The sequence below is a fragment of the Pseudomonas sp. CCOS 191 genome, from assembly GCF_001007005.1.
Taxonomy (GTDB): Bacteria; Pseudomonadota; Gammaproteobacteria; order Pseudomonadales; family Pseudomonadaceae; genus Aquipseudomonas; species Aquipseudomonas soli.
Genome location: NZ_LN847264.1, coordinates 1,920,896 through 1,945,000, shown reverse-complemented (window position 1 = coordinate 1,945,000; position 24,105 = coordinate 1,920,896). Strand labels below are relative to the sequence as shown.

Sequence of the window (24,105 nt, the reverse complement as noted above, 5' to 3'; positions counted from 1 at the left end):
CTGGCAGTCGCCGGGCTGTTACTGCTCATCCCCGTAGGCCAGACCGGCGCCAGCCTCGACCCGATCGGCGCCGCCTACGCCCTGGGCGCCGGTGTGTGCTGGGCGCTGTATATCCTCTACGGGCAGAAAGCCGGTGCCGAGAATGGCATCCAGACTGCCGCCCTCGGCGTAGTGATCGCTGCGCTGTTCGTCGCCCCCATCGGTATCGCACATGCCGGCGCCGCATTGCTCACCCCTGCCCTGCTGCCGGTGGCCCTGGGCGTGGCGATCTTGTCTACAGCGCTACCCTATAGCCTGGAAATGGTCGCCCTGACCCGCATGCCCGCACGCACCTTCGGCACACTGATGAGCATCGAACCGGCCTTTGGCGCATTGTCCGGGCTGCTGTTCCTGGGCGAGCAGCTCACACTCTGGCAGTGGCTGGCCATTCTCGCCATCATCACCGCCTCGGTGGGCGCTACCCTTTCCATGAAACGGGAAGCGGCGCCACCCGTGGCTGCCGACTGATTTGAGAAATATTTTCATTTAGGCATCCAGCAGCCTTGTACCGCCCGGCGTGGCTGATTAAGCTGTCACCAGATCATAATCTTGACGCTATCTACTGAGCGACACATGGACGCCAGAGACCATCAGGGAAGAGGCAAAGCGCAAACGTCAGGTCCGTTAATGTAGTCGGGCCGTATAAGGACAGGAATGAAACGTATTTTGCTCATCCTGGGCATCCTGGCCATCGCTGGATGTGCCGCGACAGCCAATACCGAGGTGAAACGAGGGAAGAAAGGCCTGCATATCAATTGCTCGGGACTCTCCTCGTCGTGGGAGAAGTGCTACAGCAAGGCCGCCAGCTCCTGTAGCAGCAAGGGTTACAAGGTCATCGCCCGCTCCGGTGACACCGACGAAGAGCCTGGCGATTACGTGTTCGGCATAAACCCTGCCGGCTACACCAGCCGCAGCATGATCGTGATTTGCAAGTAACAGATGCATGAAGGGCAGCCAATGGCTGCCCTTTTCACTTTCAGAGAGGTGCGGTCCGCCGCTCCAGCCACGCCAGCGCTTCACCTTCCAGCAAAGGGGCAAGCCGCTCCCGCACTGTCTGATGATAGCCATTCAACCAGGCGATATCCTCGCTGCCCAGCGCCTCGACCAACAGGCAGCGCGTGTCGATCGGGCACAGGGTCAAGGTCTCGAACGCCAGGAACTCGCCAAACTCGCTGGTACCGACCTCGCGATTGACCACCAGGTTCTCGATACGCACCCCCCACTGCCCCGGCCGGTAGGTCCCAGGCTCGATCGAGCTGATCATCCCCGGCTGCATGGCTGTCTGCGGCGTGGCGGCCGCCTGGTAGGCGATCACCTGCGGGCCTTCGTGCACGTTCATGAAGTAGCCGACACCGTGGCCGGTGCCATGCCCGTAATCGACCTGGTCGGCCCAGATCGGCGCGCGGGCGATGGCATCGAGCAGCGGCGAGAGGATCCCACGCGGGAACCTGGCCCTGGACAGCGCGATCATGCCCTTGAGCACCCGCGAGCAATCCGCCTTCTGTTCGCGGCTCGGCTCACCGATCGGCACCATCCGCGTGATATCGGTTGTCCCGCCCAGGTACTGGCCACCCGAATCGATCAACAGCAAGCCATTGCCCTCGATCACGGCATGTGACTGCTCGGTGGCGCGATAGTGCGGCATGGCGCCATTGCCGTTATAGGCCGCGATGGTGGAAAAACTCAGCGACACGAAACCCGGACGGCGGGCACGGGCCGCACTGAGCTGATCGTCGATGGTCAGCTCGGTAATGCGTTGCGTCCCCAGGTTCGTTTCAAGCCAGGCGAAGAACTCGCACAGCGCCGCGCCGTCCTGCTCCATGGCCTGGCGGATATGGGCGAGATCCCCTTCACCCTTGCGCGACTTGCTCAAGGTCGTCGGATTGATGCCCTCGACCAGCCGCACCTGCTCATGCAGGTTATCCAGCAGCCCACGGGTGACCCGTGCCGGATCCACCAGCAGGCTGGCCGTGGCCGGAATTGCCGCCAGCGCGTCGCCGACCGCTACGTAGTCACGAACCTCGATACCATCGGCCGCCAATACCTGGCGCAGGTGCGTATCGACCTTGTCGCGTCCGACGAACAGGTACGCCTTGTCCTGGCTGACCAACGCGAAAGAGACGAACACGGGATTGTAGGAAACGTCACTGCCACGCAGGTTGAACAGCCAGGCGATATCGTCGAGCGTGGCAATGAAATGCCAGTCGGCGCCTTTTTCCTGCAGGGTGCCCCGCAGCTCGGCAAGCTTTTGCGCACGATTGACGGTCGCATGGGGCGGCAGGTGCTGGTAGACCGGATTGCCCGGCAGCGATGGCCGGTCGCTCCAGACCTCGGTCAGCAGATCGATATCCGTACGCAGCCTTGCGCCCCGCGCCTGCAGACGCTCGCTCAATTGGCGCGCAGCGGCCACTGCCATGACCGCACCATCCACCGCCACGGTACCGTCGACCTCCGCACCCAACCACTCCAACGCGCCTGGCTGCCCGGGTCGCAGCTTCATCAGTTCGATGCCACTGCCGGCCAGCTCCTTGTTCGCCTGCTCCCAATAGCGACTGTCAGCCCAGAGCCCAGCGAAATCCGCCGTGACCACCAGCGTGCCCACCGACCCCTCGAAACCGGACAACCATTGCCGCCCCTGCCAATAGCCAGGCAGGTACTCGGACAGATGCGGGTCGGCCGAGGGCACCAGCAGGGCAGCAACGCCCTCCCGGGCCATGGCCTCGCGCACGCGGGCAAGGCGCGCCGGTACGGATTCGTGAAGCGGGGACTGACTGTTCATGCGCACTCCTGCGGATAGGTGTCGACGGGTCCAGGCCGTCGATAATGAAACAGCTGACGGGCGCCCGCAATCACCACGACCGTAACAAGGCATGCATTGCCCCAAGTGCCCTGCCGACCGTCGATCCTTCCTCCTGAACTAAACAGCCTGCGCGCCTTCACACCCCTTACACCCCCTGCGAACGCGAGGTTGGCCATGCCCCACTCCCGCGAACCGAAAAGCGCTGTCGTACTGCTCGATACCCGCGAGCACACACCCGAACACGAGCGGGCGACCCAACTGAGGATCGCCGAGTACCTGGCACGCCTATTGGGCATCGAGCGCGTCGAGCCAACGCCTCTACCCGACGCCGAAGCATGTTGTTACTACGTGCCGAGCGAAACCCTGGTCGATCCGGCGCGTCAGGCGATGCTCGGCATCCAGGACGAGAACGACCTTTTTGGCGGAGCCGTCAGTCATCCGCACCTCGCTACCAAGGCCATCTCCCACCCAGTGCCTGCCGACGCCAGCTTCCCGCCCGGCTGGACCGATGCGTTTGCACAGCAAGCCTGCGATGCCTTGCTCCGTGGTTATACGGTATTTTCCAAAGGCGACGCCCGCCGGGCGGCCGAGCTGCTGCTGCGCGAGGGGCCGGTACGCATCAAGCCGGTGCTGGCGTGCGCCGGTCGGGGCCAGCAGGTCATCACCGACGCCCAGGCCCTGGAACCGTTGCTGGAGGGCATGGACGAACAGACGTTGGCACTGTGGGGCCTGGTCCTGGAAGAAGACCTCGACAACGTCGAGACCTTCAGCGTCGGCCAGGTCCGCGTGGCAGGGCTGACCCTCAGCTACCACGGCATCCAGCACCTGACTCGCGACCACGCTGGCACCGAGGTATACGGCGGCTCCGATCTGGTCCTCGTGCGTGGCGACTACCAGAAATTGCTGCAATTGCCGCTTGCGGATCACCTGCGCCTGGCCATCACCCAGGCCATGGCCTACGAACAGGCCGCCGAACGTTACTTCCCCGGATTTATCGCTTCACGCCGTAACTATGACATCGCCCGCGGTCGCGACAGCCACGGCCATCTGCGCAGTGGCGTGCTCGAACAATCCTGGCGCCTGGGTGGCGCCAGTCCGGCCGAGGTCCTTGCATTGACGGCCTTCGCCGAGGATCCGGCGCTGCAGCGGCTATGCGCATCGACCCACGAGGTGTTCGGCCGGGCGCGACTGCCCGCCGACGCCACACTGTTCTATCAGGGGCACGACAGTGAACTCGGACAACTTACCAAATATGCACGGATACGCGACCATGACCATCGAGAGTGAAACCGTGGAACTGCACGTCGAAGGGGAAAGCATCGCCGGCACCCTGGTCAGCCCCGGCAGCCGCATGCCAGCGATTCTTTTCGTCCATGGCTGGGGCGGCAGCCAGCAGCGCGACCTGGCCCGCGCCCGGCAGATCACCGGGTTGGGCTGCGTATGCATGACCTTCGACCTGCGCGGTCACGAAAAGACCGAGAGCCAGCGCCTGACCGTCACCCGCGAACAGAACCTGGCCGACCTGCTCGCCGCCTACGACCGGCTGGCGAGCCACCCGTCAGTCGATCCCGGCGCCATTGCCGTGATCGGCAGCAGCTACGGCGGTTACCTGGCCACTCTGCTCACCCCGCACCGCCCCGTGAAGTGGCTGGCGTTGAGGGTACCGGCCCTGTACTGGGACGATGAATGGGACGCGCCCAAGCAGGCCCTGGATCGCCAGCGCCTGAACGCCTACCGCCTGCGCACCCTCGGCCCGGCCGACAACCGCGCCCTGGCGGCCTGCGCCGAGTTTGCCGGCGATGTGCTGCTGGTGGAGTCCGAACAGGATGACTACGTCCCCCACAGCACGCTGATGAGCTACCGCTCGGCGTTCGTCAGCGCCCACTCGATGACTCATCGCCTGGTCGACGGCGCCGACCATGCGTTGTCCAGTGAGGAAAGCCAGAAGGCCTACAGCGCGGTTCTCACGGCCTGGATCAGCGAGATGGTCATCGGTGCCCGCCTCGACCGCTACCCGCACTACGCGCCCTGGTACGCCTGAGTACTGCCCAGCTGGCAGTGCAGGCCACCATCGGTGCCGCGCACCAGGCTGCGCAAGGTCTGGTAGGCAGCGAAGTTCACCCCGCGCGCCTGGTGTTCGCCCAGCAGGTCGAGGAACGGTTCCTCGATGAAGCTTCCCGCTGCCGCCGCCCAGGCCTGGCGTGATTGCCAGCGCAGGAGCTGAAGCACCCGGCGACCGTCGTCACTGACCTGGATGCTGACGCTCAGCAAGCCGTCGCAGCGTTGCGCCAGATGTTCGCTGCGTACCACCAGCGCCTCGGCCAGGGCATCCTGGCGCAGTGGTGGCACGTCGTACTCGATCATCTGGGTGAACCACAGGGAATGGGTATTGGCCGCCATGTTGCTTCTCCTCGTTTGGGCTCTTGCAGCAGATGGTCGTGGAGGGTAAAACCTCTAGCTAACTCAAGGTCAAGGATTTTATTGCCAATGAAGCCTCCATCCTCCCAGGAACGCCTGCTCAGCGTCGGTCAGCTGGCCGCCCGTAGCGGCGTGGCCGTGACCGCCCTGCACTTCTACGAGACCAAGGGCCTGATCCACAGCACCCGCAACGCCGGCAACCAGCGGCGTTACCCGCGGGCGGTGCTACGCCGGGTGGCGGTAATCAAGATGGCCCAGCGCCTGGGCATTCCCCTGGCCGATATTGCCGGCGCCCTGGATACCCTGCCCTGTGACCACACGCCTACCGCCGACGACTGGCAGCGCCTCTCGGCGCGCTGGCGCGACGACCTGAGCCGGCGTATCGACGAGTTGGTGATGTTGCGCGACCAGCTCGATGGCTGCATCGGCTGTGGCTGCATGTCGCTGAAAGAGTGCCCGCTGCGCAACCACCACGACCGGCTGGCCGATGAAGGGCCAGGCCCTCACCCACCCAGCCAGGATTGAGCCTCAGATCACCACATTGCGCACGAAACGCACCGCCTCCTCGCCATCATTGCGATAGGCGTAGCGGCAATCGCTGGGGAAGACGAAGAACTCGCCCTTGCCCAACTGCTGCTCGCCCCCTTCGATGACCAGCGTCAGGCGGCCTTCGGTCACATAGATCTGTTCGCTCCAGCCGGCGGCGTCTGCCTCGCTGGCGTAGCACTCGCCAGGGGCGAGGGTCCACTCCCACAGCTCGACCTCGCGCCGGGCCGGGCTGCTGCCCAGCAGCACGGCGCGGCTGGCAGGGTGCACGCCGGCCCAGGCCAGCTCGTCGATACGGCTGGGGTCGCGGCGATCGGGAGCCTGGATCAGGGTGCTGAACGCTACCCCGAGCGCTTCGGCGATCAGGTCCAGGGTGGTAAGGCTGACATTCTTCTCGCCGGCCTCGATGGCCACCAGCATGCGCCGGCTGACCCCGGAGCGTTCGGCCAGGGCGGCCTGGCTCAGGCCGGCGTCACCGCGCAGGCGGCGAACATTCTGGCTGACATGCTGCAGCACCGAAGCCCGGTGCTCGGAATCTTTGTGCACTATATTGCTCACTGGTAGGGGGTGCGCAGTATACTGCCCACTTTGCGGCGAATTGTGCGCCGCCCCTTCCGAGTGCGCAAGACCATGAGCCAGGCCTCCCCCAGCAAGCCCGCCGTCACCTTCCGCCTGAGCAAGGCCGAACTGGTGCTGGTGTTCATCACCATGCTCTGGGGCGGCACCTTCCTTATCGTGCACAACGTCATGACCGTCAGTGGCCCGATGTTCTTCGTCGGCCTGCGCTTCGCTGCCGCCGCGCTGTTCGTCGGCCTGGTGTCGGCGCGCTCGCTGGCGGGGCTGACCGCCACCGAACTCAAGGCCGGGGTGCTGATCGGCGTGTCGATCATGCTTGGCTACGGCTTGCAGACCATGGGCCTGCAGACCATCAGCAGCAGCCAGTCGGCATTCATCACCGCGCTCTATGTGCCCTTCGTGCCCTTGCTGCAATGGCTGGTGCTGGGCCGCCGCCCGGGCCTGATGCCGAGCCTGGGCATCGGCCTGGCCTTCGCCGGGCTGATGCTGCTGGCCGGCCCCGAGGGCGGCGCGCTGCACTTCAGCGAAGGCGAGCTGGTGACGCTGGTCAGCGCCGTGGCAATCGCCGGCGAGATCATCCTGATCAGCCGCTACGCAGGCAAGGTGGATGTGCGTCGGGTCACCGTGGTGCAGTTGGCCACCGCCTCGGCGCTGTCGTTCCTGATGATCGTGCCGACCCAGGAGCAGCTCCCCGACTTCTCCTGGCTGCTGCTGGCCAGCGCGGTGGGCCTGGGCGCCATGAGCGCGGTGATCCAGGTGGCGATGAACTGGGCGCAGAAGTCGGTGTCGCCGACCCGCGCCACGCTGATCTACGCCGGCGAGCCGGTGTGGGCAGGTATTGTCGGGCGGATTGCCGGCGAGCGTTTGCCTGGCGTGGCGTTGATCGGCGGGGTGCTGATCGTGCTGGCCGTGGTGGTGAGCGAGCTGAAGATTCGTCGCCAGGATGAGGCAGAGGCGTTGCCGGACGATGACGCGCGTCAGCGCGAGACGGGATTGTAACCCTCCTGCACTTCCTCGGGGCTGCAAAGCAGCCCCACGGCTACGCCCTCACCCGCTATGCTTTGTAAAAAACTGTTATAAAAAAACAGCTTGTCACAGCACATTTGTACGATCCTGCAACTGCTTGCGTGTTGGTGATCATCCCCCCGGCACGTATGATCCTTGGCAAACTTCTCAGAACAGAACGCTATGTCATTGATTGTGCTATTGCTTCTGCCCTTCGTGGGCAGTTGCCTGGCGGCTGTCCTGCCGCACAACGCACGCAACGCCGAGTCCATTCTCGCCGGGCTCGTGGCCCTGGTCGGCACCGTCCAGGTGGCGTTGCTGTACCCTCAGGTGGCCGATGGCGGGGTGATTCGCGAGGAATTCCTGTGGCTGCCCAGCCTGGGCCTGAACCTGGTCCTGCGCATGGACGGATTCGCCTGGCTGTTCAGCCTGCTGGTGCTGGGTATCGGCAGCCTGGTGGCGTTGTATGCGCGCTACTACATGTCGCCGCAGGACCCGGTGCCACGCTTCTTCGCCTTCTTCCTGGCGTTCATGGGCGCCATGCTCGGCCTGGTGATCTCCGGCAACCTGCTCCAGCTGGTGTTCTTCTGGGAGTTGACCAGCCTGTTCTCGTTCCTGCTGATCGGCTACTGGCACCACCGCGCCGACGCCCGCCGCGGCGCCTACATGGCGCTGATGGTCACGGGGGCCGGCGGCTTGTGCCTGCTGGTCGGGGCCCTATTGCTCGGCCATGTGGTCGGCAGCTATGACCTGGACAAGGTCCTGGCTGCCGGCGACATCATCCGCCAGCATGCGCTGTACCCGGTGCTGCTGCCCCTCATCCTGATCGGCGCCCTGACCAAGAGCGCGCAATTCCCCTTCCAGTTCTGGCTGCCCCATGCCATGGCGGCGCCCACTCCCGTATCGGCTTATCTGCACTCAGCGACCATGGTCAAGGCCGGAGTGTTCCTGCTCGCCCGGCTATGGCCCGTGTTGTCGGGCAGCGAGGAGTGGTTCTGGATCGTCGGCGGCGCCGGTGCCGCCACCCTGTTGCTCGGCGCATTCGCCGCGATGTTCCAGAACGACCTCAAGGGCCTGCTGGCCTACTCGACCATCAGCCACCTGGGCCTGATCACCCTGCTACTGGGCCTGAACAGCCCCCTGGCAGCGGTCGCCGCGGTGTTCCACATCCTCAACCACGCCACCTTCAAGGCCTCGCTGTTCATGGCCGCGGGGATCATCGACCACGAGAGCGGCACCCGCGACATCCGCCGCCTCAGCGGCCTGTTCCGCCTGGTGCCGTTCACCGCCACCCTGGCCATGGTCGCCAGCGCGTCGATGGCCGGGGTGCCGCTGATGAACGGCTTCCTGTCCAAGGAGATGTTCTTCGCCGAGACCGTGTTCATTACCTCCACCGCCTGGGTCGAAGCCGCCTTGCCGGTGATCGCCACCCTCGCCGGGACCTTCAGCGTGGCCTATGCGCTGCGCTTCACCGTCGACGTGTTCTTCGGGCCAACGGCAGACGACCTGCCGCACACGCCCCACGAGCCACCCCGCTGGATGCGCGCGCCGGTCGAACTGCTGGTGCTCACCTGCCTGGTGGTCGGCATCTTCCCGGCACAATCGGTCGGCCCGCTGTTGGCCGCCGCCGCCCTGCCGGTGGTAGGCGGCACCCTGCCGGAGTACAGCCTGGCCATCTGGCACGGCTGGAATGCGCCATTGATCATGAGCCTGATCGCCATGAGCGGCGGTATCGTTCTCTACCTGCTGCTGCGCAAGCAGCTGCAACGCGGTCGCTTCCCCCACCCGCCACTGATCGAACGCTTCAATGGCAAGCGCCTGTTCGAGCATGGCCTGGTCCGCTTGATGCTGCTGGCACGGCATCTCGAGCGCCTGTTGACTACCCGCCGCCTGCAAACGCAGTTGTTCATGCTGGTGCTGGCAGCCTTCATCGCCGGCCTGACGCCACTGCTGTACAGCGGCCTGAGCTGGGGCGAGCGGCCGAAGATTCCCGGCTCCGGGGTGTTCGTCGCGCTGTGGCTGATCGCCATCGCCTGCGCCATCGGCGCCGCCTACCAGGCCAAGTACCACCGTCTCGCGGCGCTGATCATGGTCGGCGTCTGCGGCCTGATGACCTGCATCACCTTCGTCTGGTTCTCCGCGCCCGACCTGGCCCTGACCCAGCTGGCGGTCGAAGTGGTGACCACCGTGCTGATCCTTCTCGGACTGCGCTGGCTGCCACGGCGTATCGAAGGCGTCTCGCCGCTGCCCGGCAGCCAGGATCGCGCCCGCCTGCGTCGCTTGCGCGACCTGCTGCTGGCGGTGCTGGTCGGCGGCGGCATGGCCCTGCTGTCCTACGCCATGCTTACCCGCCCGACGCCCAACGACATTTCCTCGTTCTTCCTCAGCCGTGCCCTGCCGGAGGGTGGGGGCACCAACGTGGTCAATGTGATGCTGGTGGACTTCCGTGGCTTCGACACCCTCGGTGAGGTCACCGTGCTGGTGGCCGTGGCGCTGACCGTGTTCGCCCTGCTGCGCCGTTTCCGCCCGCCCAAGGAGAGCATGCAGCTGCCGGCACAGCAGCGCCAGCTGGCACCGGACGTGGTCACCGACCTGGTCAACCCGCGCCATGCCACCGACACTGCGCTTGGCTTCATGATGGTGCCGGCCGCCCTGGTGCGCCTGCTGCTGCCGATCGCCCTGCTGGTGTCGATGTACCTGTTCATGCGCGGCCACAACCAGCCCGGCGGCGGTTTTGTCGCGGGGCTGGTGATGTCGGTGGCGTTCATTCTGCAGTACATGGTCGCCGGCACCCAGTGGGTCGAGGCGCAGATGAGCCTGCGCCCACTGCGCTGGATGGGCACCGGCCTGCTCTGCGCCACCCTTACCGGTGCCGGGGCGATGCTGCTCGGCTACCCGTTCCTCACCACCCACACCGCCCACCTGCACCTGCCGCTGCTGGGTGACGTGCATGTGGCCAGCGCGCTGTTCTTCGACATCGGCGTGTACACCGTGGTGGTCGGCTCGACCCTGCTGATCCTCACCGCGTTGGCCCACCAGTCGGTGCGTGCCTACCGCCCCGCCAAGTCCAGCCAAGCAGGAGCCGCCTGATGGAAGAAGTCATTGCAGTCGCCATCGGTGTGCTCGCCGCCTCGGGGGTCTGGCTGATCCTGCGCCCGCGTACCTACCAGGTGATCATGGGCCTGTGCCTGCTGTCCTACGGCGTCAACCTGTTCATTTTCAGCATGGGCAGCCTGTTCATCGGCAAGGAGCCGATCATCAAGGACGGCGTGCCTCACGATTTGCTGCACTACACCGATCCGCTGCCCCAGGCGCTGGTGCTGACCGCCATCGTCATCAGCTTCGCCATGACCGCGTTGTTCCTGGTGGTGCTGCTGGCGTCGCGCGGCCTGACCGGCACCGACCATGTCGATGGCCGGGAGCGTGACGAATGAGCGGGATGAACCAACTGATCATTGCGCCGATCCTGCTGCCGCTGCTCACCGCGGCGCTGATGCTGCTGATCGGCGAGAAGCACCGCTGGCTGAAGGCACGCCTGAACCTGCTGTCCACCGCCATCGGCCTGGGCATCGCCGTGACCCTGCTGATGTGGGTGCGTACCCAGGGCCAGGCGGAGTCCATCGGCGTCTACCTGCCAGGTAACTGGCCGGCGCCGTTCGGCATTGCCCTGGTGGTCGACCACCTGTCGGCGCTGCTGCTGACGCTGACCGGCATCATCGGCCTGAGTGCCCTGCTGTTCGCCCGAGCCCGCTGGGACGGTGCCGGCGCCAGCTTCCACGCGCTGTTCCAGATCCAGCTGATGGGCCTGTACGGCGCCTTCCTCACCGCCGACCTGTTCAACCTGTTCGTGTTCTTCGAGGTGCTGCTGGCGGCCTCCTACGGCCTGCTGCTGCATGGCTCGGGGCGGGCACGGGTCAAGGCCGGGCTGCACTACATCGCCATCAACCTATTCGCCTCGTCGCTGTTCCTGGTGGGCGCGGCCATGCTCTACGGCGTGACCGGCACCCTGAACATGGCCGACCTGGCACTGAAAGTGCCGCTGGTACCAGAAGCCGATCGTGGCCTGCTGCATGCCGGCGCGGCGATCCTGGCGGTCGCCTTCCTGGCCAAGGCTGGGGTCTGGCCGCTCAACTTCTGGCTGGTGCCGGCCTATTCGTCGGCCAGCGCGCCGGTGGCCGCGCTGTTCGCGATCATGACCAAGGTCGGGCTGTACGCCATCCTGCGCCTGTGGACGCTGCTGTTCTCGGGCCAAGCCGGCGCCTCGGCGTTCTTTGGCGGGGAATGGCTGGTCTATGGTGGCCTGGCGACCCTGGCCGTGGCGGCCATGTCGATCCTCGCGGCGCAGCGTCTGGAGCGCCTGGCGGCTCTGAGCATCCTGGTGTCCGCCGGCACGCTGCTGGCCGCCGTCGGTTTCGGCCAGCCGATCCTCACCGGCGCCGCGCTGTTCTACCTGGCCAGTTCCACCCTGGCCCTGTGCGCGCTGTTCCTGCTAGCCGAGCTGGTGGAGCGCTCGCGCTCGGCCAACGAGGCACCGCTGGAAGATGAAGAAGGCGCAATGCCCTCGCCGCTGGAATCGCTGCACCCACCCAAAGGCATCAACCTGGACGACGAGCAGCAGGTGGTGATCGGCCAGATCATTCCCTGGACCATGGCCTTCCTCGGCCTGAGTTTCATCGCCTGCGCCCTGCTGATCATCGGCATGCCTCCCCTGTCGGGGTTCATCGGCAAGCTCAACCTGATCAGCGCGCTGTTCAACCCGCAAGGCATGGGCGTCAGCCCGCAGCAGCCGCTGGGCGTCGCGGGCTGGCCCCTGGTCACCCTGTTGGTGCTGTCCGGCATGGCCTCGCTGATCGCCTTCGGCCGGGTGGGCATCCAGCGTTTCTGGAAGCCCGAGGAGCGCCCCTCGCCGGTGCTGCGTCGCTATGAATGCGTGCCTATCGTCATTCTCCTGGGCCTGTGCATCTTCCTCAGCCTCAAGGCTGAGCCGTTGCTGCGCTACACCCAGGACACCGCCGCGAGCCTGAGCACGCCGGAGGCCTACGTCAAGGCGGTGATGGCCACCCGGCCACTGCCCGGCCCGACCACCCTCGGCGCGGAGGCGCAGCCATGAGCCGACTGTTCCCTGCGCCGCTGCTGTCCGTCGCACTGTTCGTACTGTGGTTGCTGCTCAACCTCTCGGTCAGCCCGGGCAACCTGCTGCTGGGTGCCGCGCTGGGCATCCTCGCGCCAATCCTGATGGCCCCGCTGCGCCCGCAGCACGCCCACGTGCGCCGCCCCTGGACAATCGCCAAGCTGATTGGCCGGGTAGGCCTCGACGTGATCCATTCCAACCTGCTGGTGGCTCGTGGCGTCCTGCGCGCGGGCAGTACTCCACCGCGCTCGGCGTTCGTGCACATCCCGCTGGATCTGCGCGATGCCCATGGCCTGGCAGCATTGTCGATGATCACTACGGTGGTGCCCGGCACCGTCTGGTCTGAACTGGCGCTGGATCGCAGCGTACTGCTGCTGCACGTGTTCGACCTTGAAGACGAAACGGCCTTCATCGAGCACTTCAAGCACACCTATGAACGCCCGCTGATGGAGATCTTCGAATGAGCGGCCTGCTCGCCTATGCCGTCCTCACCAGCCTGTTCATCTTCGCCATCGCCATGGGCCTGGCACTGATCCGGGTGTTCCGCGGCCCATCCGCCCAGGACCGCGTGCTGGCACTGGACTACCTGTACATCCTGGGCATGCTGATGATGCTGGTACTGGGTATTCGTTACGCCAGTGACACCTACTTCGAGGGCGCGCTGCTGATCGCCCTGTTCGGCTTCGTCGGCTCGTTCGCCCTGGCCAAATTCCTGCTGCGTGGCGAGGTGATCGAATGAACGAAGCTATCGAACTGCCGTTCTGGCTGGAACTGCTGGTATCCACGCTGCTGCTGCTGGGCAGCCTGTTCGCGCTGATCGGCGCCATCGGGCTGGTGCGTCTGAAAGACTTCTTCCAGCGCATGCACCCGCCCGCGCTGGCTTCGACCATCGGTGCGTGGTGCGTGGCGGCGGCCTCGATCCTGTACTTCTCGGTGCTCAAGCAGAGCCCGGTGCTGCATGCATGGCTGATCCCGATCCTGCTGTCGATCACCGTGCCGGTGACCACGCTGCTGCTGGCCAGGGCCGCGCTGTTTCGCAAACGCACCTCGGGTGAAAACGTACCTGAGGAAGTCAGCAGCGGGCGCGACCGCGGCAACTGAGGCTCATGCCTGGCTCATGCGCTGCAACTCGCGGCGTACCATGGCGGCAAACGGCGGCGGGCTCATCCGATAGAGCTCGCCGGCTACCCAGGCCAGCCAGGCGCCTTGCAGCACATCCCGGCGCGCCAGCAGGCGCGTGGCCTGCTCCACCGCACGGGCCTGGTACTCGCGGTGAAAGTCTGCCCGCGAGCCCGAGCTGGGCTCGTCGCTCATTCGCTGGCCTTGAAGGTGGTCAACTCGCCCTTACGCCATTTGGCGACCTTGCCGGTCACCGCCTTGAGCAGTTTGCCCAGGCCTTCCTGCACCTGTTGCTGGGCAGCGAACACCAGCATCACGCCATGCCCGTCGCGGAACACGATACCGTCGCCTTCCGGTACCGAGACGAAGGCGTAGTCGCCCTGGCCATAGACGTTCAGCTTGATCTCGCGAAAGCGCAATTCCAGCTTGCCACCCTCACGGCTGGGCAACACCGCGGCACGGAAGTGATCACCCACCTTCAATTCGAGGCGCTGCTTGTCGTCAACCACCATGGCGTCTTCGGTGTCGATTTCGGCCATGTACAGGCCTTCCGGATTCTGCTCGGTGACATAGATGAAACGCCCGTGGAACAGCTTGACCAGTTGGGCGCGCAAGTCGCCCAGGGCGAACAACGCATGGGTATCCAGTGTACTGACTGCCAATGAAAGGCTCCTCACATCGATTGCAACGGCCGCGCCACGGACACAGGTTGCGTCAGGTGGCAGGCACTTTTTAGTCAAGGTCCGCAGGACCGTGGAACCAAGCGGCAAAGCGTCCACGCGCAACGGCGCAAGGGCAACCAGGAAGCAGTTCACCCAGCCACCGCCCGGCGATGCGAAGTAAGCTTCGGCTCGATTCCGCAAAGGGAAACGTAATGTCCGGCAGCAAAAATGCCGGAAAGGATGCGACAAACAGCGCCAGTTCTTTCGCCAGAAAGAAGTGCTGGCCTTCAGTCGCGCATTACAGGAGAGCGAATATGCACGAAAACACTGAAACCCGTCGAGAGGCACGTAACATTTCCGGCCAGGATATGCCGCGCTACATCGTCATTCCCGCCGGTATCGCCTTCTACCACATCGCCGAACGCGATACGGGCCGGGTCAGGGGTTTTCGCCAATGCCACGAGCAAGCTTGCGCACTGGCGCGACAGTTCGAGCGCTGAACGCCTCAGGCCACGTTACAGCTGCCCAGCAAGGCCAGCCAGGCATCCCGGCACTCCAATGCTTCGGCGCGGCTGGCGAACGCTGTGCCACGACGCTCGCCATCGACCAGTACCACCCAACACACACGGTTGCCCAGGGCCTGCATTGAGCGCGGCACGCCAGTCCCGATCATGACGGCTACATCGACTTGGCTATTCATCATTCCCTCCGGAATTTAATTAGCAACCTAACGATGCGCGCATGATACGGCCTGCCTTGCCTGGGAAAAAGCGCCGCCAGGTACAGCTGTATTGCAGTTACGGCAACAAATCCGCTCAATCCAGCCTGGGTTCAGGCCGGTAGCCCAGGCGCAGCCCACCCCAGTGCCGGCCCTGGACGAAGATCGGCACCGACAGGTCATGCATCAACTCGCCGGTGTCACGGGTGTAGGTCTGCAACAGCACCCGCTGCTGGTGATTGCCGCAGCGGCTGCCGGTACGGTCGTCGAAGATGCGTTTGCTGCGATTGTGCGCGGTGTCGTGGGCCGGATCGCCGGTCAGCGGCTGATTGAAGGCACTGTTATGGGTTGGCACATACCCTTGCTGGGTGCAGGCGATGGCATACACCAGCCCGTCGTGCTGCACCAGCGGTTCCTGGATCTGCGGCAGCACGGTGTCGGTGTAAGGGTCGAAGCGCGTGCTGAAGCGCGGTGGCTGCATGCCGGCGATCGGTCGGTACTGGCGATCGAACAGGTCGTCCAGGCTGATCCGCCCCTGCCCGATATCCGCCTCGAAACGCTCACCGATCTGCCGGGCGCCGGCCTGGGCCAGTTCAAACACCCGCTGGTGATAGGCATCCAGCCCCACCTCGGCCAGACGCTCGCTGAGGTTCTCGACCTGCCCCTCCATCTGCACCGCCGCTTCGGCCAGGCGCCGGGTCTGCTGGTCGCTGACCTGCAAGTCGCCACGCACCTGAGCCACGGCCTGGAACAGGGTATCGAGCTGGGCCTGGTTGGTCTGCGTCCCCTCGGCGATCTCGCTGACCTGGCCTTCGACACTGGCCGCCAACTCGGCGATCTGCGCCAACTGCCCACCGGTCTGCTCAACTTGCTCGACCCCAGCGCCCAGCTCGTCGGCCAGCCCCCGGATCTGCGCCACCACCTGGGCGGTGCGTGCCTGGATGTCGGCCACCATCTGCCCGACTTCCTCGGTGGCGCTGGCGGTGCGCCCGGCCAGGCCACGCACTTCATCGGCGACCACCGCGAAGCCACGGCCGTGCTCGCCGGCCCGCGCCGCCTCGATGGCGGCATTGAGCGCCAGCAGGTTGGTCTGGCTGGCAATTGCCTGGATCACCAGGGTGACCCGGGCGATATCCTCGCTACGCTGGTGCAACGCCTCGATCAGCTCGCGGCTGGCGCTGGCCCGCTCGCTCAGGTCACGCATGCGCTGTATCGACTCGCCCAGCACGACGCTGCCCGCGACGCTGCTGTCATGGGCCGATCGCGCGGCGGCCAAGGCCTGCTGGCTGAGCTGGGCGGTGGCCTGCTCGGTGGTGATCATGATCTCGGCGCTGCCGACGATCTCCTGGGCCGCGCCCAGTTGCGACTGCACCCGCGCCGCCAATTGCTGCACCGAATGGGCCACTGCGGCGGCCGACAGGGCATTGTGGCTGGTGCCGCGCGCGAGCTCTTGCAGCAGGTCATCGTCCTGCGCGGTGGGCGCAACCGCAGGCACAGCGGCACGCCGTCCACGCGGCAGCCACAGCACCAGCAGCGCCAGGGGCACGGCCAGGTACAACGCCAACCCGGCATAGGCCATGGCGGCCAGCAGTGCGCACAGGGCAACACCCTGCAACAGGGCAACGCCAGCACCCGTCCGGCAAGGCTCAGGCCGAGGCGTGTCACCGGCCGACAGAGATCCTTCTCGCATCATCTTCGTGGTCCATCCGCATGTCGTTATTGTGACTTCATTAAACGCCACTATAACGCCATTATCCATGCCTCCAGAGGGGCAAGACGGTCGCACTTGATGCAAGGCAAGAAAGCAAGAAGGCCCCAGGGATCGCTCCGTGGGGCCTTGCGCAGGGCGTTGGATCAGATCTGCCGCTGGTGGCGGTCGAGCTGTTCGTGGCGCTCCTGGGCTTCGATGCAGTACTTGGTGGTCGGGCTGATCAGCAGGCGCTTCAGGCCGATCGGCTCGCCGCTGTCATCACACCAGCCAAAGCTTTCTTCGGTGATGCGGTCCAGGGCCATCTCCAGCTGCGGCAGCAGGCGCTGGTCGCGGTCGATGGCGTTTACCAGCCAGGTACGTTCTTCCTCGACCGAGGCCACATCAGCGGGATCCGATGGGGTATCCAGGCTTTCGATGGCAGTGCGGCTGAGTTCGATGCGCTCGTGGGTTTCGACTTTCATCGCCTGCAGCAGCGCGGTGAAGTACGCGAGCTGCTCGGCGTTCATGTAGTCATCGGCCGACATGGCCAGCAACTGTTCCTTGGTCATCGATTTCTCTATGAAAAATGTGCATATGGGCGATTCGGGTGCCGCCGACGCTGCTGCGTCGGCCGCGGAATTCTTCAAGCGCCAACCGGCACTCTTTTACAGGGGGCGGAAGTCTAAGGTGCCAAGCGGCGGCGGGCAACAGTATTGACGGACGATTTGCCTGAAATCGCCAGGAATCCGCTCATTGGCATCGTCTTTTCCCTGAACGACGCGGCAGCAAGCAATATGCCGAAATAAAAAGTCAGTTTTGACATGTGGTAGCCCACTACCGCAGTCCAAGCCCTGCAGGGTGCCCAAATCGGTACCCCTCTCCAAGATCAAGTTCGAACGATGAGCAACAGCGCGCACCCCCGACTACCCCGTGCAAGTAACCTCGACTGTGATATCGCCAAGCGTTTCACCGACCGCCCCACGCTGCTCGATGCCGCCGATCAGATCTTGCTCGAACGGTGGCCAGAGCATTTACCCGACGATGAGCATGACCCGCTGGCTCTCTATCTGGCAAGCAGTCATCCACACAGAGGGGATACCTGGGTTCGCCCTTTGTCCCAAGTGCTCGTCGAGCGCTACTGCCAGAACCGGACGCTCAACCTCACACCCGGTGATGATTACCTGACGCTCCGTATCCAAGCCGACCCGAGCGGGAAACTGGACGTAGATCTGCATTCGGTGGAACGGCTGATCAACAAGGCTGCCCCACGCCTGCTGGAGGACTACCGGCAGATGCTGATCACCTACTGGTCCGGCTTCGATACCAGCGGCAATACCCCGTGGCGTTGGCTTGCGGACCAGCTGCGAGGGCAACTTCAAGCTGCCATCGACGCCCAACGGGACGCCAACACATGGCCAGGATTCATCCTGGCAAGCGCCGGACTGGTGCATAACTACCCGGATCCGACTGCACACGGCAGTTGGAAAAACACGGCCGGGCTCAAGGTATCGCACCTGGCGGTGGACTTTTCGGCGGACGGCAAGCTGGACACCGACTTGGCCAGCGCACTGCTTATTGAACATTCCGATGACGATCCTGCGCGCAACTTCACGCTCCTCTTTACCCTGGCTGGCAAGTTGCATCGTTTCACATCACGCCAACACCTGCTTGAGAGCATTGGACGTTACTGGCCGGCCAGTGATCGACTGACGCCGTACGAGGTGGCCATTACTCCGCTTTCCCAGCCCGTCTTCGACTGCCAGGCGCTAGGCCTGCTGGACCAGCAACTGCGGGTGATCACGCAACTGGCCAAGCGTTACCATAGCAAGCTGGATGCGCTGAACATGAGCCAGGAGCTGGATCGGCTGACCTCCATGCTGGACTTCTGCAGCGGAGCCGAAGCCACCGCGCATCAGGCCTTGTCCGAGCATTTGCCCGAATGGCTGCGCAACGCCCAAAGTCGCCCGTTGATGCGCTACAGCAGCCTGCTGCTCGACGTCGCGCAGGGCATTCAGGACGCTAAAGGTGAGTCTTGGCTGGAGGGTATCGACAACGCCGAAACGTTTGCCAATCTTCAACTCACCGAACGCTTCGCCATGGACCACCCCGCTGACGCGCCCTCTGCGGAACAGGTCCAGATCATCAACTACCAGACCACCGCAAGCGCTGCGCCGGTCCAAGGCACGGTCGTCACCACAGGCGAAGTCACACCTGTCAGCTTCACCATCGCCCAGCTGGCCATCGGCAACCTCGGGTTGCTCCGACCAGGCCGGGTGGAGTTGCGTTCCACGACCAACACGCCATTGCCCAAATGGTTCGATGAAAGCTATCTGCGAACCGTGATCAGCGAACTGGACATCGCCACCCGCTACCCCGCCATGCTGCGCAAGGTGCTGCTCGATGACACGTCCCAACGACAATTGCGCCAGAACTTGCTGGCCAACCAGCTACGTAGCCAGTTGCCGGCGTATGCCCAGGAACTCTACCTGCGTGGCAAGCTGCCGGACCAACAGGCAGCCAGGCACATAGCCGAGGTGTTCTGGGCCATCGGCGATGATTCACCACGCTGGGTGATGCGTCCTCTAGGCTTCATCAAGGCGTCAGGTTCAACCGTGGATCACCCGCTCAACACCTGGCTGATCGAGCCCTTATCACCCAAAGGTGACACTTGCCTGCTGTACCGCCCACTGCATGAAGACACGTTGTTGCAGTTCCCCGATCGCCTGGCGTTATTCGTTGCCATCAGCACACCCGGCACACTCCAGGACGACATGTTGCAACGCCTGCCGGAAGATAGTCGACGCTTCTATGCCCATGGCGGATTTCTCGAGCCCCATCTGTTCGTGGTCCTGGAGGACACCAGCGCTGTTCCCTTCGAGACGCCCGCACCTGTGAAACTGACGCTGGAAGCCCCTGTCACAGCTCCAGGAGAAGCGCTCTACCTGGCCTGCATCAACGAATCGATCGCGCATTTCACCGATCATGCCTCGACCACCGCGCAAACCCGCTGGGCCAACTTGAAACAATTGGGGTGGCTGCTGTTCAACACCCTCTTGCCCTTGGCCGGCGGCACTCTAGGCAAGGTCGCGTGGCTGACACAACTGGAGGTAGCGCTGGCCGAGTATGCGGATTCCGACAGCGACAGCAGCCCTGACGAGCAGCGACTGTCATTGGTCAACCTGTTGGTCAACATCGCCACGCTGCTGTTTTCCCGCTCCATCTTCCGGCTGCGCCTGGAGGAAGGCGAATTGGCGGGCTTCCCCGGGCCAGCCGACGCCGTCGAGGAAGCGACGCTACCGGCGCCAGCTACTCCCGCCGTGACCAGCAACTCCATCGAATTCGACCTCAACTGGTCGCGCCCCGACGCACAGCTCAGCGCCACGCAGCAGGCACAGCTACAGGCACTGAAAGCCGACATCGCCACTCCCGCACTTGGCCCTGCCATTCCCAATGGTCCGCTACGCGGCTTGTATCTAGTGGATGACAGGCTCTATGCCAATCTGGGCGGCGACATCTATCAGGCCGTACTCGACGCGTCGCGCAACCAGATGCGCATCATTGGAGCGGATCTGACCCCTGGGCCGTGGCTACGCCAGGATGAAGCAGGCCGCTGGAAAATGGACCTGCGCCTGACCCTGAAGGGGGGGATGCCACTTGCCGGGCAATTGCGCAGATTGCAACTGGATAAAGAAAGTGCGCTGCGTAGCGTGAACGAGCTGATCAGGGCGGACAAGGACGCGATCTCCACAAAAATCAAGGAACAGACCACCATCGAAAGCCTGGTAGCCGCCACCCACGATGACACCATCCTGCAAAACTGCCAGGACAAGGTTCAAATCCTCTCCAGCTTCTGGACCGTTCATCTCGAACGCCTACGCACCCGCAACGACCTCGAGCCGGTCAAGGATTTCAAGAAAGTCCACGCCTTTGCCCTTTACCAGGACAGCTTCTGCCAACGTCTGTTGCGCAAGATCCTGCAAATGCGCTACCAGCCGGTTCGCGAACAGCTGCTGCAAGTGGCCAGGCAGCAACAGTTGGACCAGGATCTTTCCGCCAGTGATGCACGCATTGCCACCGATCGCTTGGATCGCCTCGCCCCATTGATCGATCAAATGATCGACAACAACAGCCACCTGCGCCAATGCCAGGATGCACTGAACAAGCTGGCGAGCCTACAGCAACCCGAGATACTCCAGTGGCGCAACCTGGCCTGCGTCATGCCTGCCACGGCTGAGCGTGACTTGATCCTTCGCTTCCTGCGCCTCGAAGGGCTGCTCAACCGCCTTACGCTGGTGCATGGATTGTCAGGTGAAGCGCCATATTGGCGAGACCGCTTCTGGAGCAACCTCGAACTTGGCATTGCCCAACGCGCCAAACTATTCAAGCTTCCCGACCCGGACCAGGAGGTAACGACCAAGCTACTGCGCAGCATCGTCGAACAACTGCGCAACGCGGCACGCCAGTTAGACCATTTCGTCGAGCACATCGAAGGCGATGCCGCGCTGCACACCGCACACCAACTGCAAGGGGAGCTCGACTGGATAATCGCGCACGTCAAGGAGGAACTGGCCGAGCTGCCGGACTACCCGCCGGTCAACAACCTACGGCAGTTGCGCAAGAAAGTGCCAGGGCTGATCGAAACCAGCGACCATGGGCTGCTGTTGGCCGAGCCACGTGGCGATGATGCCAATACCGTCGATATCCCTGGCCCCGACAGCAAGGCACACACCCGGACCTATCACCTGAAGCGCGGGGAATGGGTCGAGCTCAAACCCGAAAGCCCTCAAAACCGACCTTCCGCAGCCAGTCTCAAACGCTTGCTAAAGGACAGCGACCGAGTGATGGAGGAAGCACGCGATGAATGCGCAAGGCTTCAAAGGGCGTCGACCCGATACTTGCCAGTCGAGCTGGAAGAGTCCGTGAACCATCAGCGAGAGCGATTGCTTGCTCACGCAGAATCCATCGAATCACGCCTGACCGACGACAACGAAACGGACGAGGTCCAGGGAGACAAGGACGCCGAACTGGTAGCGCGCAACTTGCGCTCGCTGGCCGAGGAGTTAAAGGGCAAAGCCACTGAGCTGCGTACGTCGGCAGCCCTTGCACAACCGCCGCGCATGGGTGAAGTCATGTTCCTGGTCGATACTCACCAGCTCAGTATCCGCGCGGTAGGAACGCGCACAAAGCTGGCCAAGGCCAAAGGCAGGCCCGCCGACTTCCTTGACGAATACAGCATCAGCCACCAAGGCCAAGTACTGTGGTACGCGCACTTTCACTATCCAGCGATGAGCACGGCAAAGGCCGACTTCACCGTCGGCCACCTCAAGACCGCCGCGCAGCGCCATATGGCGGGGCAACGCCATGCCGACGGCAGCGGCAGTGTGGTCGAGGTGTACCGCGGACCGATCACAGGGGCCGCTGCTGCGCGCTACTTCTTCAACCTCTAGACCCATGGGCGCGGCAAATGCCGCGCCCCTGCACATCAGCAATCCTTGAACTGCGCCTCGCGCTTGGCGATGAAGGCGGTCATGCCTTCCTTCTGGTCCTCGGTGGCGAAGGCGGCATGGAATACCCGACGCTCGAAGCGCACGCCCTCGCTCAGGGTGACCTCGAAGGCGCGATTAACGCTCTCCTTGACCATCATGCTTATCGGAATCGATTTGCCGGCGATGGTCGCGGCCACCTTCAGCGCTTCTTCCACCAGCTCAGCCTGCGGCACGATGCGCGCCACCAGGCCGGCGCGCTCGGCTTCCTCGGCCCCCATCAAGCGGCCGGTCAGGCACAGCTCCATGGCCTTGGCCTTACCCACCGCGCGGGTCAGGCGCTGGGTGCCACCCATACCCGGCAGCACGCCGAGGTTGATTTCCGGCTGGCCAAACTTGGCGTTGTCGGCGGCGAGGATGAAGTCGCACATCATCGCCAGTTCGCAGCCACCGCCGAGAGCGAAGCCCGATACCGCAGCGATGATCGGCTTGCGCCGGTTGGCGATGCGGTCGGAATCGCTGAACAGGTCGTCGACGTAGATCTGCGGATATTGCAGTTCGGCCATTTCCTTGATGTCAGCGCCGGCGGCAAAGGCCTTGGCCGAGCCGGTCAGTACCACGCAGCCAATGTTCGGATCACGCTCGAGCTGATCCAGTGCCTGGTTGATCTCACCGACGATCTGCGCGTTCAGCGCATTGAGCGCCTGCGGACGATTGAGGGTGATCAGGCCGACCTTGCCATGGATGTCCAACAGGATGGTTTCGAATGCCATGCAGACTGCTCCTTCAAAGATTGCGCGCAATGACCATGCGCTGAATATCGCTGGTGCCTTCGTAGATCTGGCAGACCCGCACGTCGCGGTAGATGCGCTCCAGCGGGAAGTCGCTCAGATAGCCATAACCACCCAAGGTCTGCAAGGCGTCCGAACAGACCTTTTCGGCCATTTCCGAGGCGAAAAGCTTCGCCATCGAAGCCTCCACCAGCGCCGGACGCCCGGCGTCGCGCAGAGCGGCGGCGTGCAGCACCATCTGCCGGGCCACGGCGATCTTCGTCGCCATGTCGGCCAGGCGGAAAGCCACGGCCTGATGCTCGATCAGTGGCTTGCCGAAGGTCCGGCGTTCGTTGGCGTAGTCGCGGGCCGCTTCGAAGGCGGCGCGGGCCATGCCCACCGACTGCGAGGCGATGCCGATCCGTCCGCCTTCGAGGTTGGCCAGGGCGATCTTGTAGCCCTGCCCTTCTTCACCGAGGCGGTTGGCCACCGGCACGCGCACATTGTCGAAGACGATCTGGCAGGTGTCGGAAGCATGCTGGCCAAGCTTGTCCTCGACCCGCGCCACCTGGTACCCCGGAGAATCGGTGGGCACGATGAAGGCCGTGATGCCGCGCTTGCCGGCGTCCGGGTCGGTGACGGCGAAGACGATCACCACCCCGGCGTTCTGCCCGGAGGTGATGAACTGCTTGCTGCCGTTGAGCACATAGTGGTCGCCGTCCAGGCGGGCGCGGGTCTTCAGGCTGCTGGCGTCGGAGCCGGCCTGGGGCTCGGTCAGGGCGAACGCACCGAGCATCGCACCGCTGGCCAGCGGTGCAAGGAACTGCTGCTTCTGCGCCTCGCTGCCGAACTTGAGGATCGGCACGCAACCCACAGAATTGTGCACGCTCATGATGGTCGAGCAGGCGCCGTCACCGGCGGCGATCTCCTCCAGGGCCATGGCGTAGGCCACGTAGCCGGTGTCGCTACCGCCGTACTGCTCCGGCACCAGCATGCCGAACAGGCCCAGCCCGGCCATTTCCTCGATGGCCTCCTTGGGGAAACGGTGCTCCTTGTCCCACTGCTCGGCGAACGGCTTCAGCCGCTCCTGGGCGAAATCCCGCACCGCGTCGGCGATCTGTTGTTGCTCGTCAGTTACCAGCATGGTT

At 64.2% G+C, this 24,105-nt stretch carries 24 protein-coding genes (1 of these 24 running past the window's edge); 14 read left to right on the top strand and 10 right to left on the bottom strand.

The window, feature by feature from the left end:
- Nucleotides 1–507 carry the 3' portion of a threonine/homoserine exporter RhtA gene (rhtA, locus tag CCOS191_RS08755; protein WP_046854854.1) on the top strand. 381 nt of this gene lie to the left of the window's left edge, so the window shows 507 of its 888 coding nt (coding positions 382–888); the start codon falls outside the window, past its left edge; the stop codon is at nt 505–507.
- 186 nt (nt 508–693) lie between these two features.
- Nucleotides 694–975: a hypothetical protein gene (locus CCOS191_RS08750; protein ID WP_046854853.1), complete on the top strand. Its 282-nt coding sequence runs from the start codon at nt 694–696 to the stop codon at nt 973–975.
- Between the two features lie 40 nt (nt 976–1,015).
- On the opposite strand, the gene CCOS191_RS08745 is transcribed toward CCOS191_RS08750, so the two are convergent.
- On the bottom strand, nt 1,016–2,818 hold the full coding sequence (locus CCOS191_RS08745; RefSeq protein ID WP_046854852.1) for an aminopeptidase P family protein: 1,803 nt from the start codon (nt 2,816–2,818) through the stop codon (nt 1,016–1,018).
- 195 nt (nt 2,819–3,013) lie between these two features.
- Between CCOS191_RS08745 and CCOS191_RS08740 the strand changes: the two genes are divergently transcribed.
- Nucleotides 3,014–4,126: a DUF3182 family protein gene (locus CCOS191_RS08740; RefSeq protein ID WP_442963662.1), complete on the top strand. Its 1,113-nt coding sequence runs from the start codon at nt 3,014–3,016 to the stop codon at nt 4,124–4,126.
- Nucleotides 4,110–4,880 (top strand): alpha/beta hydrolase family protein, encoded by a 771-nt coding sequence (locus CCOS191_RS08735; protein WP_046854850.1) that lies wholly within the window; start codon nt 4,110–4,112, stop codon nt 4,878–4,880. Before CCOS191_RS08740 ends, CCOS191_RS08735 begins: the two co-directional genes overlap by 17 nt.
- Here CCOS191_RS08735 and CCOS191_RS08730 read toward each other — a convergent pair.
- A complete protein-coding gene (locus CCOS191_RS08730; RefSeq protein ID WP_023631465.1) occupies nt 4,859–5,239 on the bottom strand; it encodes an antibiotic biosynthesis monooxygenase in 381 nt (126 codons plus the stop codon). The genes CCOS191_RS08735 and CCOS191_RS08730 overlap by 22 nt on opposite strands.
- Nucleotides 5,240–5,326: 87 nt before the next feature.
- On the opposite strand from CCOS191_RS08730, the gene soxR reads away from it, so the two are divergent.
- The gene (gene soxR / locus CCOS191_RS08725; protein ID WP_046854849.1) at nt 5,327–5,782 is read left to right on the top strand and encodes a redox-sensitive transcriptional activator SoxR; all 456 of its coding nucleotides are present in this window, start codon (nt 5,327–5,329) and stop codon (nt 5,780–5,782) included.
- A 3-nt stretch (nt 5,783–5,785) separates the two neighbouring features.
- On the opposite strand, the gene CCOS191_RS08720 is transcribed toward soxR, so the two are convergent.
- Nucleotides 5,786–6,349 (bottom strand): helix-turn-helix domain-containing protein, encoded by a 564-nt coding sequence (locus CCOS191_RS08720; RefSeq protein ID WP_046854848.1) that lies wholly within the window; start codon nt 6,347–6,349, stop codon nt 5,786–5,788.
- An 84-nt stretch (nt 6,350–6,433) separates the two neighbouring features.
- On the opposite strand from CCOS191_RS08720, the gene CCOS191_RS08715 reads away from it, so the two are divergent.
- The 7 genes from CCOS191_RS08715 to CCOS191_RS08685 all read left to right on the top strand — a co-directional run bounded on the left by CCOS191_RS08715 (nt 6,434) and on the right by CCOS191_RS08685 (nt 13,616).
- Nucleotides 6,434–7,378, top strand: a complete 945-nt coding sequence (locus CCOS191_RS08715) for a DMT family transporter (protein WP_046854847.1) — start codon at nt 6,434–6,436, stop codon at nt 7,376–7,378.
- 189 nt (nt 7,379–7,567) lie between these two features.
- Entirely contained in the window at nt 7,568–10,474 is a 2,907-nt protein-coding gene (locus CCOS191_RS08710) for a monovalent cation/H+ antiporter subunit A (protein WP_046854846.1), read from the top strand.
- Nucleotides 10,474–10,818 carry a Na+/H+ antiporter subunit C gene (locus CCOS191_RS08705; protein ID WP_023632557.1) on the top strand — a complete coding sequence of 115 codons (345 nt, stop codon included), beginning with the start codon at nt 10,474–10,476 and terminating at the stop codon, nt 10,816–10,818. Before CCOS191_RS08710 ends, CCOS191_RS08705 begins: the two co-directional genes overlap by 1 nt.
- On the top strand, nt 10,815–12,494 hold the full coding sequence (locus tag CCOS191_RS08700) for a monovalent cation/H+ antiporter subunit D (protein WP_046854845.1): 1,680 nt from the start codon (nt 10,815–10,817) through the stop codon (nt 12,492–12,494). The genes CCOS191_RS08705 and CCOS191_RS08700 overlap by 4 nt, the downstream gene beginning before the upstream one ends.
- Nucleotides 12,491–12,979, top strand: coding sequence for a Na+/H+ antiporter subunit E (locus CCOS191_RS08695; protein WP_046854844.1), 489 nt, complete (start codon nt 12,491–12,493; stop codon nt 12,977–12,979). The genes CCOS191_RS08700 and CCOS191_RS08695 overlap by 4 nt, the downstream gene beginning before the upstream one ends.
- Nucleotides 12,976–13,254: a K+/H+ antiporter subunit F gene (locus CCOS191_RS08690; protein ID WP_046854843.1), complete on the top strand. Its 279-nt coding sequence runs from the start codon at nt 12,976–12,978 to the stop codon at nt 13,252–13,254. The genes CCOS191_RS08695 and CCOS191_RS08690 overlap by 4 nt, the downstream gene beginning before the upstream one ends.
- Nucleotides 13,251–13,616, top strand: coding sequence for a Na+/H+ antiporter subunit G (locus tag CCOS191_RS08685; RefSeq protein ID WP_046854842.1), 366 nt, complete (start codon nt 13,251–13,253; stop codon nt 13,614–13,616). The genes CCOS191_RS08690 and CCOS191_RS08685 overlap by 4 nt, the downstream gene beginning before the upstream one ends.
- Nucleotides 13,617–13,619: 3 nt before the next feature.
- Here the strand turns inward: CCOS191_RS08685 and CCOS191_RS08680 are convergent, their stop codons facing one another.
- Together CCOS191_RS08680 and CCOS191_RS08675 are read right to left on the bottom strand one after the other, a co-directional pair.
- Nucleotides 13,620–13,829: a hypothetical protein gene (locus CCOS191_RS08680; protein WP_046854841.1), complete on the bottom strand. Its 210-nt coding sequence runs from the start codon at nt 13,827–13,829 to the stop codon at nt 13,620–13,622.
- Nucleotides 13,826–14,296, bottom strand: a complete 471-nt coding sequence (locus tag CCOS191_RS08675; RefSeq protein WP_046854840.1) for a hypothetical protein — start codon at nt 14,294–14,296, stop codon at nt 13,826–13,828. Before CCOS191_RS08675 ends, CCOS191_RS08680 begins: the two co-directional genes overlap by 4 nt.
- Nucleotides 14,297–14,610: 314 nt before the next feature.
- Between CCOS191_RS08675 and CCOS191_RS08670 the strand changes: the two genes are divergently transcribed.
- On the top strand, nt 14,611–14,796 hold the full coding sequence (locus tag CCOS191_RS08670) for a hypothetical protein (RefSeq protein WP_046854839.1): 186 nt from the start codon (nt 14,611–14,613) through the stop codon (nt 14,794–14,796).
- A 5-nt stretch (nt 14,797–14,801) separates the two neighbouring features.
- Here the strand turns inward: CCOS191_RS08670 and CCOS191_RS08665 are convergent, their stop codons facing one another.
- The 3 genes from CCOS191_RS08665 to CCOS191_RS08655 form a co-directional block, all read right to left on the bottom strand.
- On the bottom strand, nt 14,802–14,996 hold the full coding sequence (locus CCOS191_RS08665) for a hypothetical protein (RefSeq protein ID WP_046854838.1): 195 nt from the start codon (nt 14,994–14,996) through the stop codon (nt 14,802–14,804).
- Between the two features lie 115 nt (nt 14,997–15,111).
- Nucleotides 15,112–16,218: a methyl-accepting chemotaxis protein gene (locus CCOS191_RS08660; protein ID WP_442963668.1), complete on the bottom strand. Its 1,107-nt coding sequence runs from the start codon at nt 16,216–16,218 to the stop codon at nt 15,112–15,114.
- 650 nt (nt 16,219–16,868) lie between these two features.
- Complete coding sequence (locus CCOS191_RS08655) at nt 16,869–17,273, bottom strand: TraR/DksA family transcriptional regulator (protein ID WP_046854836.1); 405 nt, start codon at nt 17,271–17,273, stop codon at nt 16,869–16,871.
- Between the two features lie 330 nt (nt 17,274–17,603).
- Here CCOS191_RS08655 and CCOS191_RS08645 point away from each other — a divergent pair, with 330 nt between their 5' ends.
- The gene (locus tag CCOS191_RS08645) at nt 17,604–22,151 is read left to right on the top strand and encodes a DUF6543 domain-containing protein (protein ID WP_156177520.1); all 4,548 of its coding nucleotides are present in this window, start codon (nt 17,604–17,606) and stop codon (nt 22,149–22,151) included.
- A gap of 35 nt (nt 22,152–22,186) precedes the next feature.
- Here CCOS191_RS08645 and CCOS191_RS08640 read toward each other — a convergent pair whose 3' ends face one another.
- Together CCOS191_RS08640 and CCOS191_RS08635 are read right to left on the bottom strand one after the other, a co-directional pair.
- On the bottom strand, nt 22,187–22,960 hold the full coding sequence (locus tag CCOS191_RS08640; protein WP_046854833.1) for an enoyl-CoA hydratase: 774 nt from the start codon (nt 22,958–22,960) through the stop codon (nt 22,187–22,189).
- A 13-nt stretch (nt 22,961–22,973) separates the two neighbouring features.
- Nucleotides 22,974–24,101, bottom strand: a complete 1,128-nt coding sequence (locus CCOS191_RS08635; protein ID WP_046854832.1) for an acyl-CoA dehydrogenase — start codon at nt 24,099–24,101, stop codon at nt 22,974–22,976.
- Nucleotides 24,102–24,105: the final 4 nt, after the last annotated feature.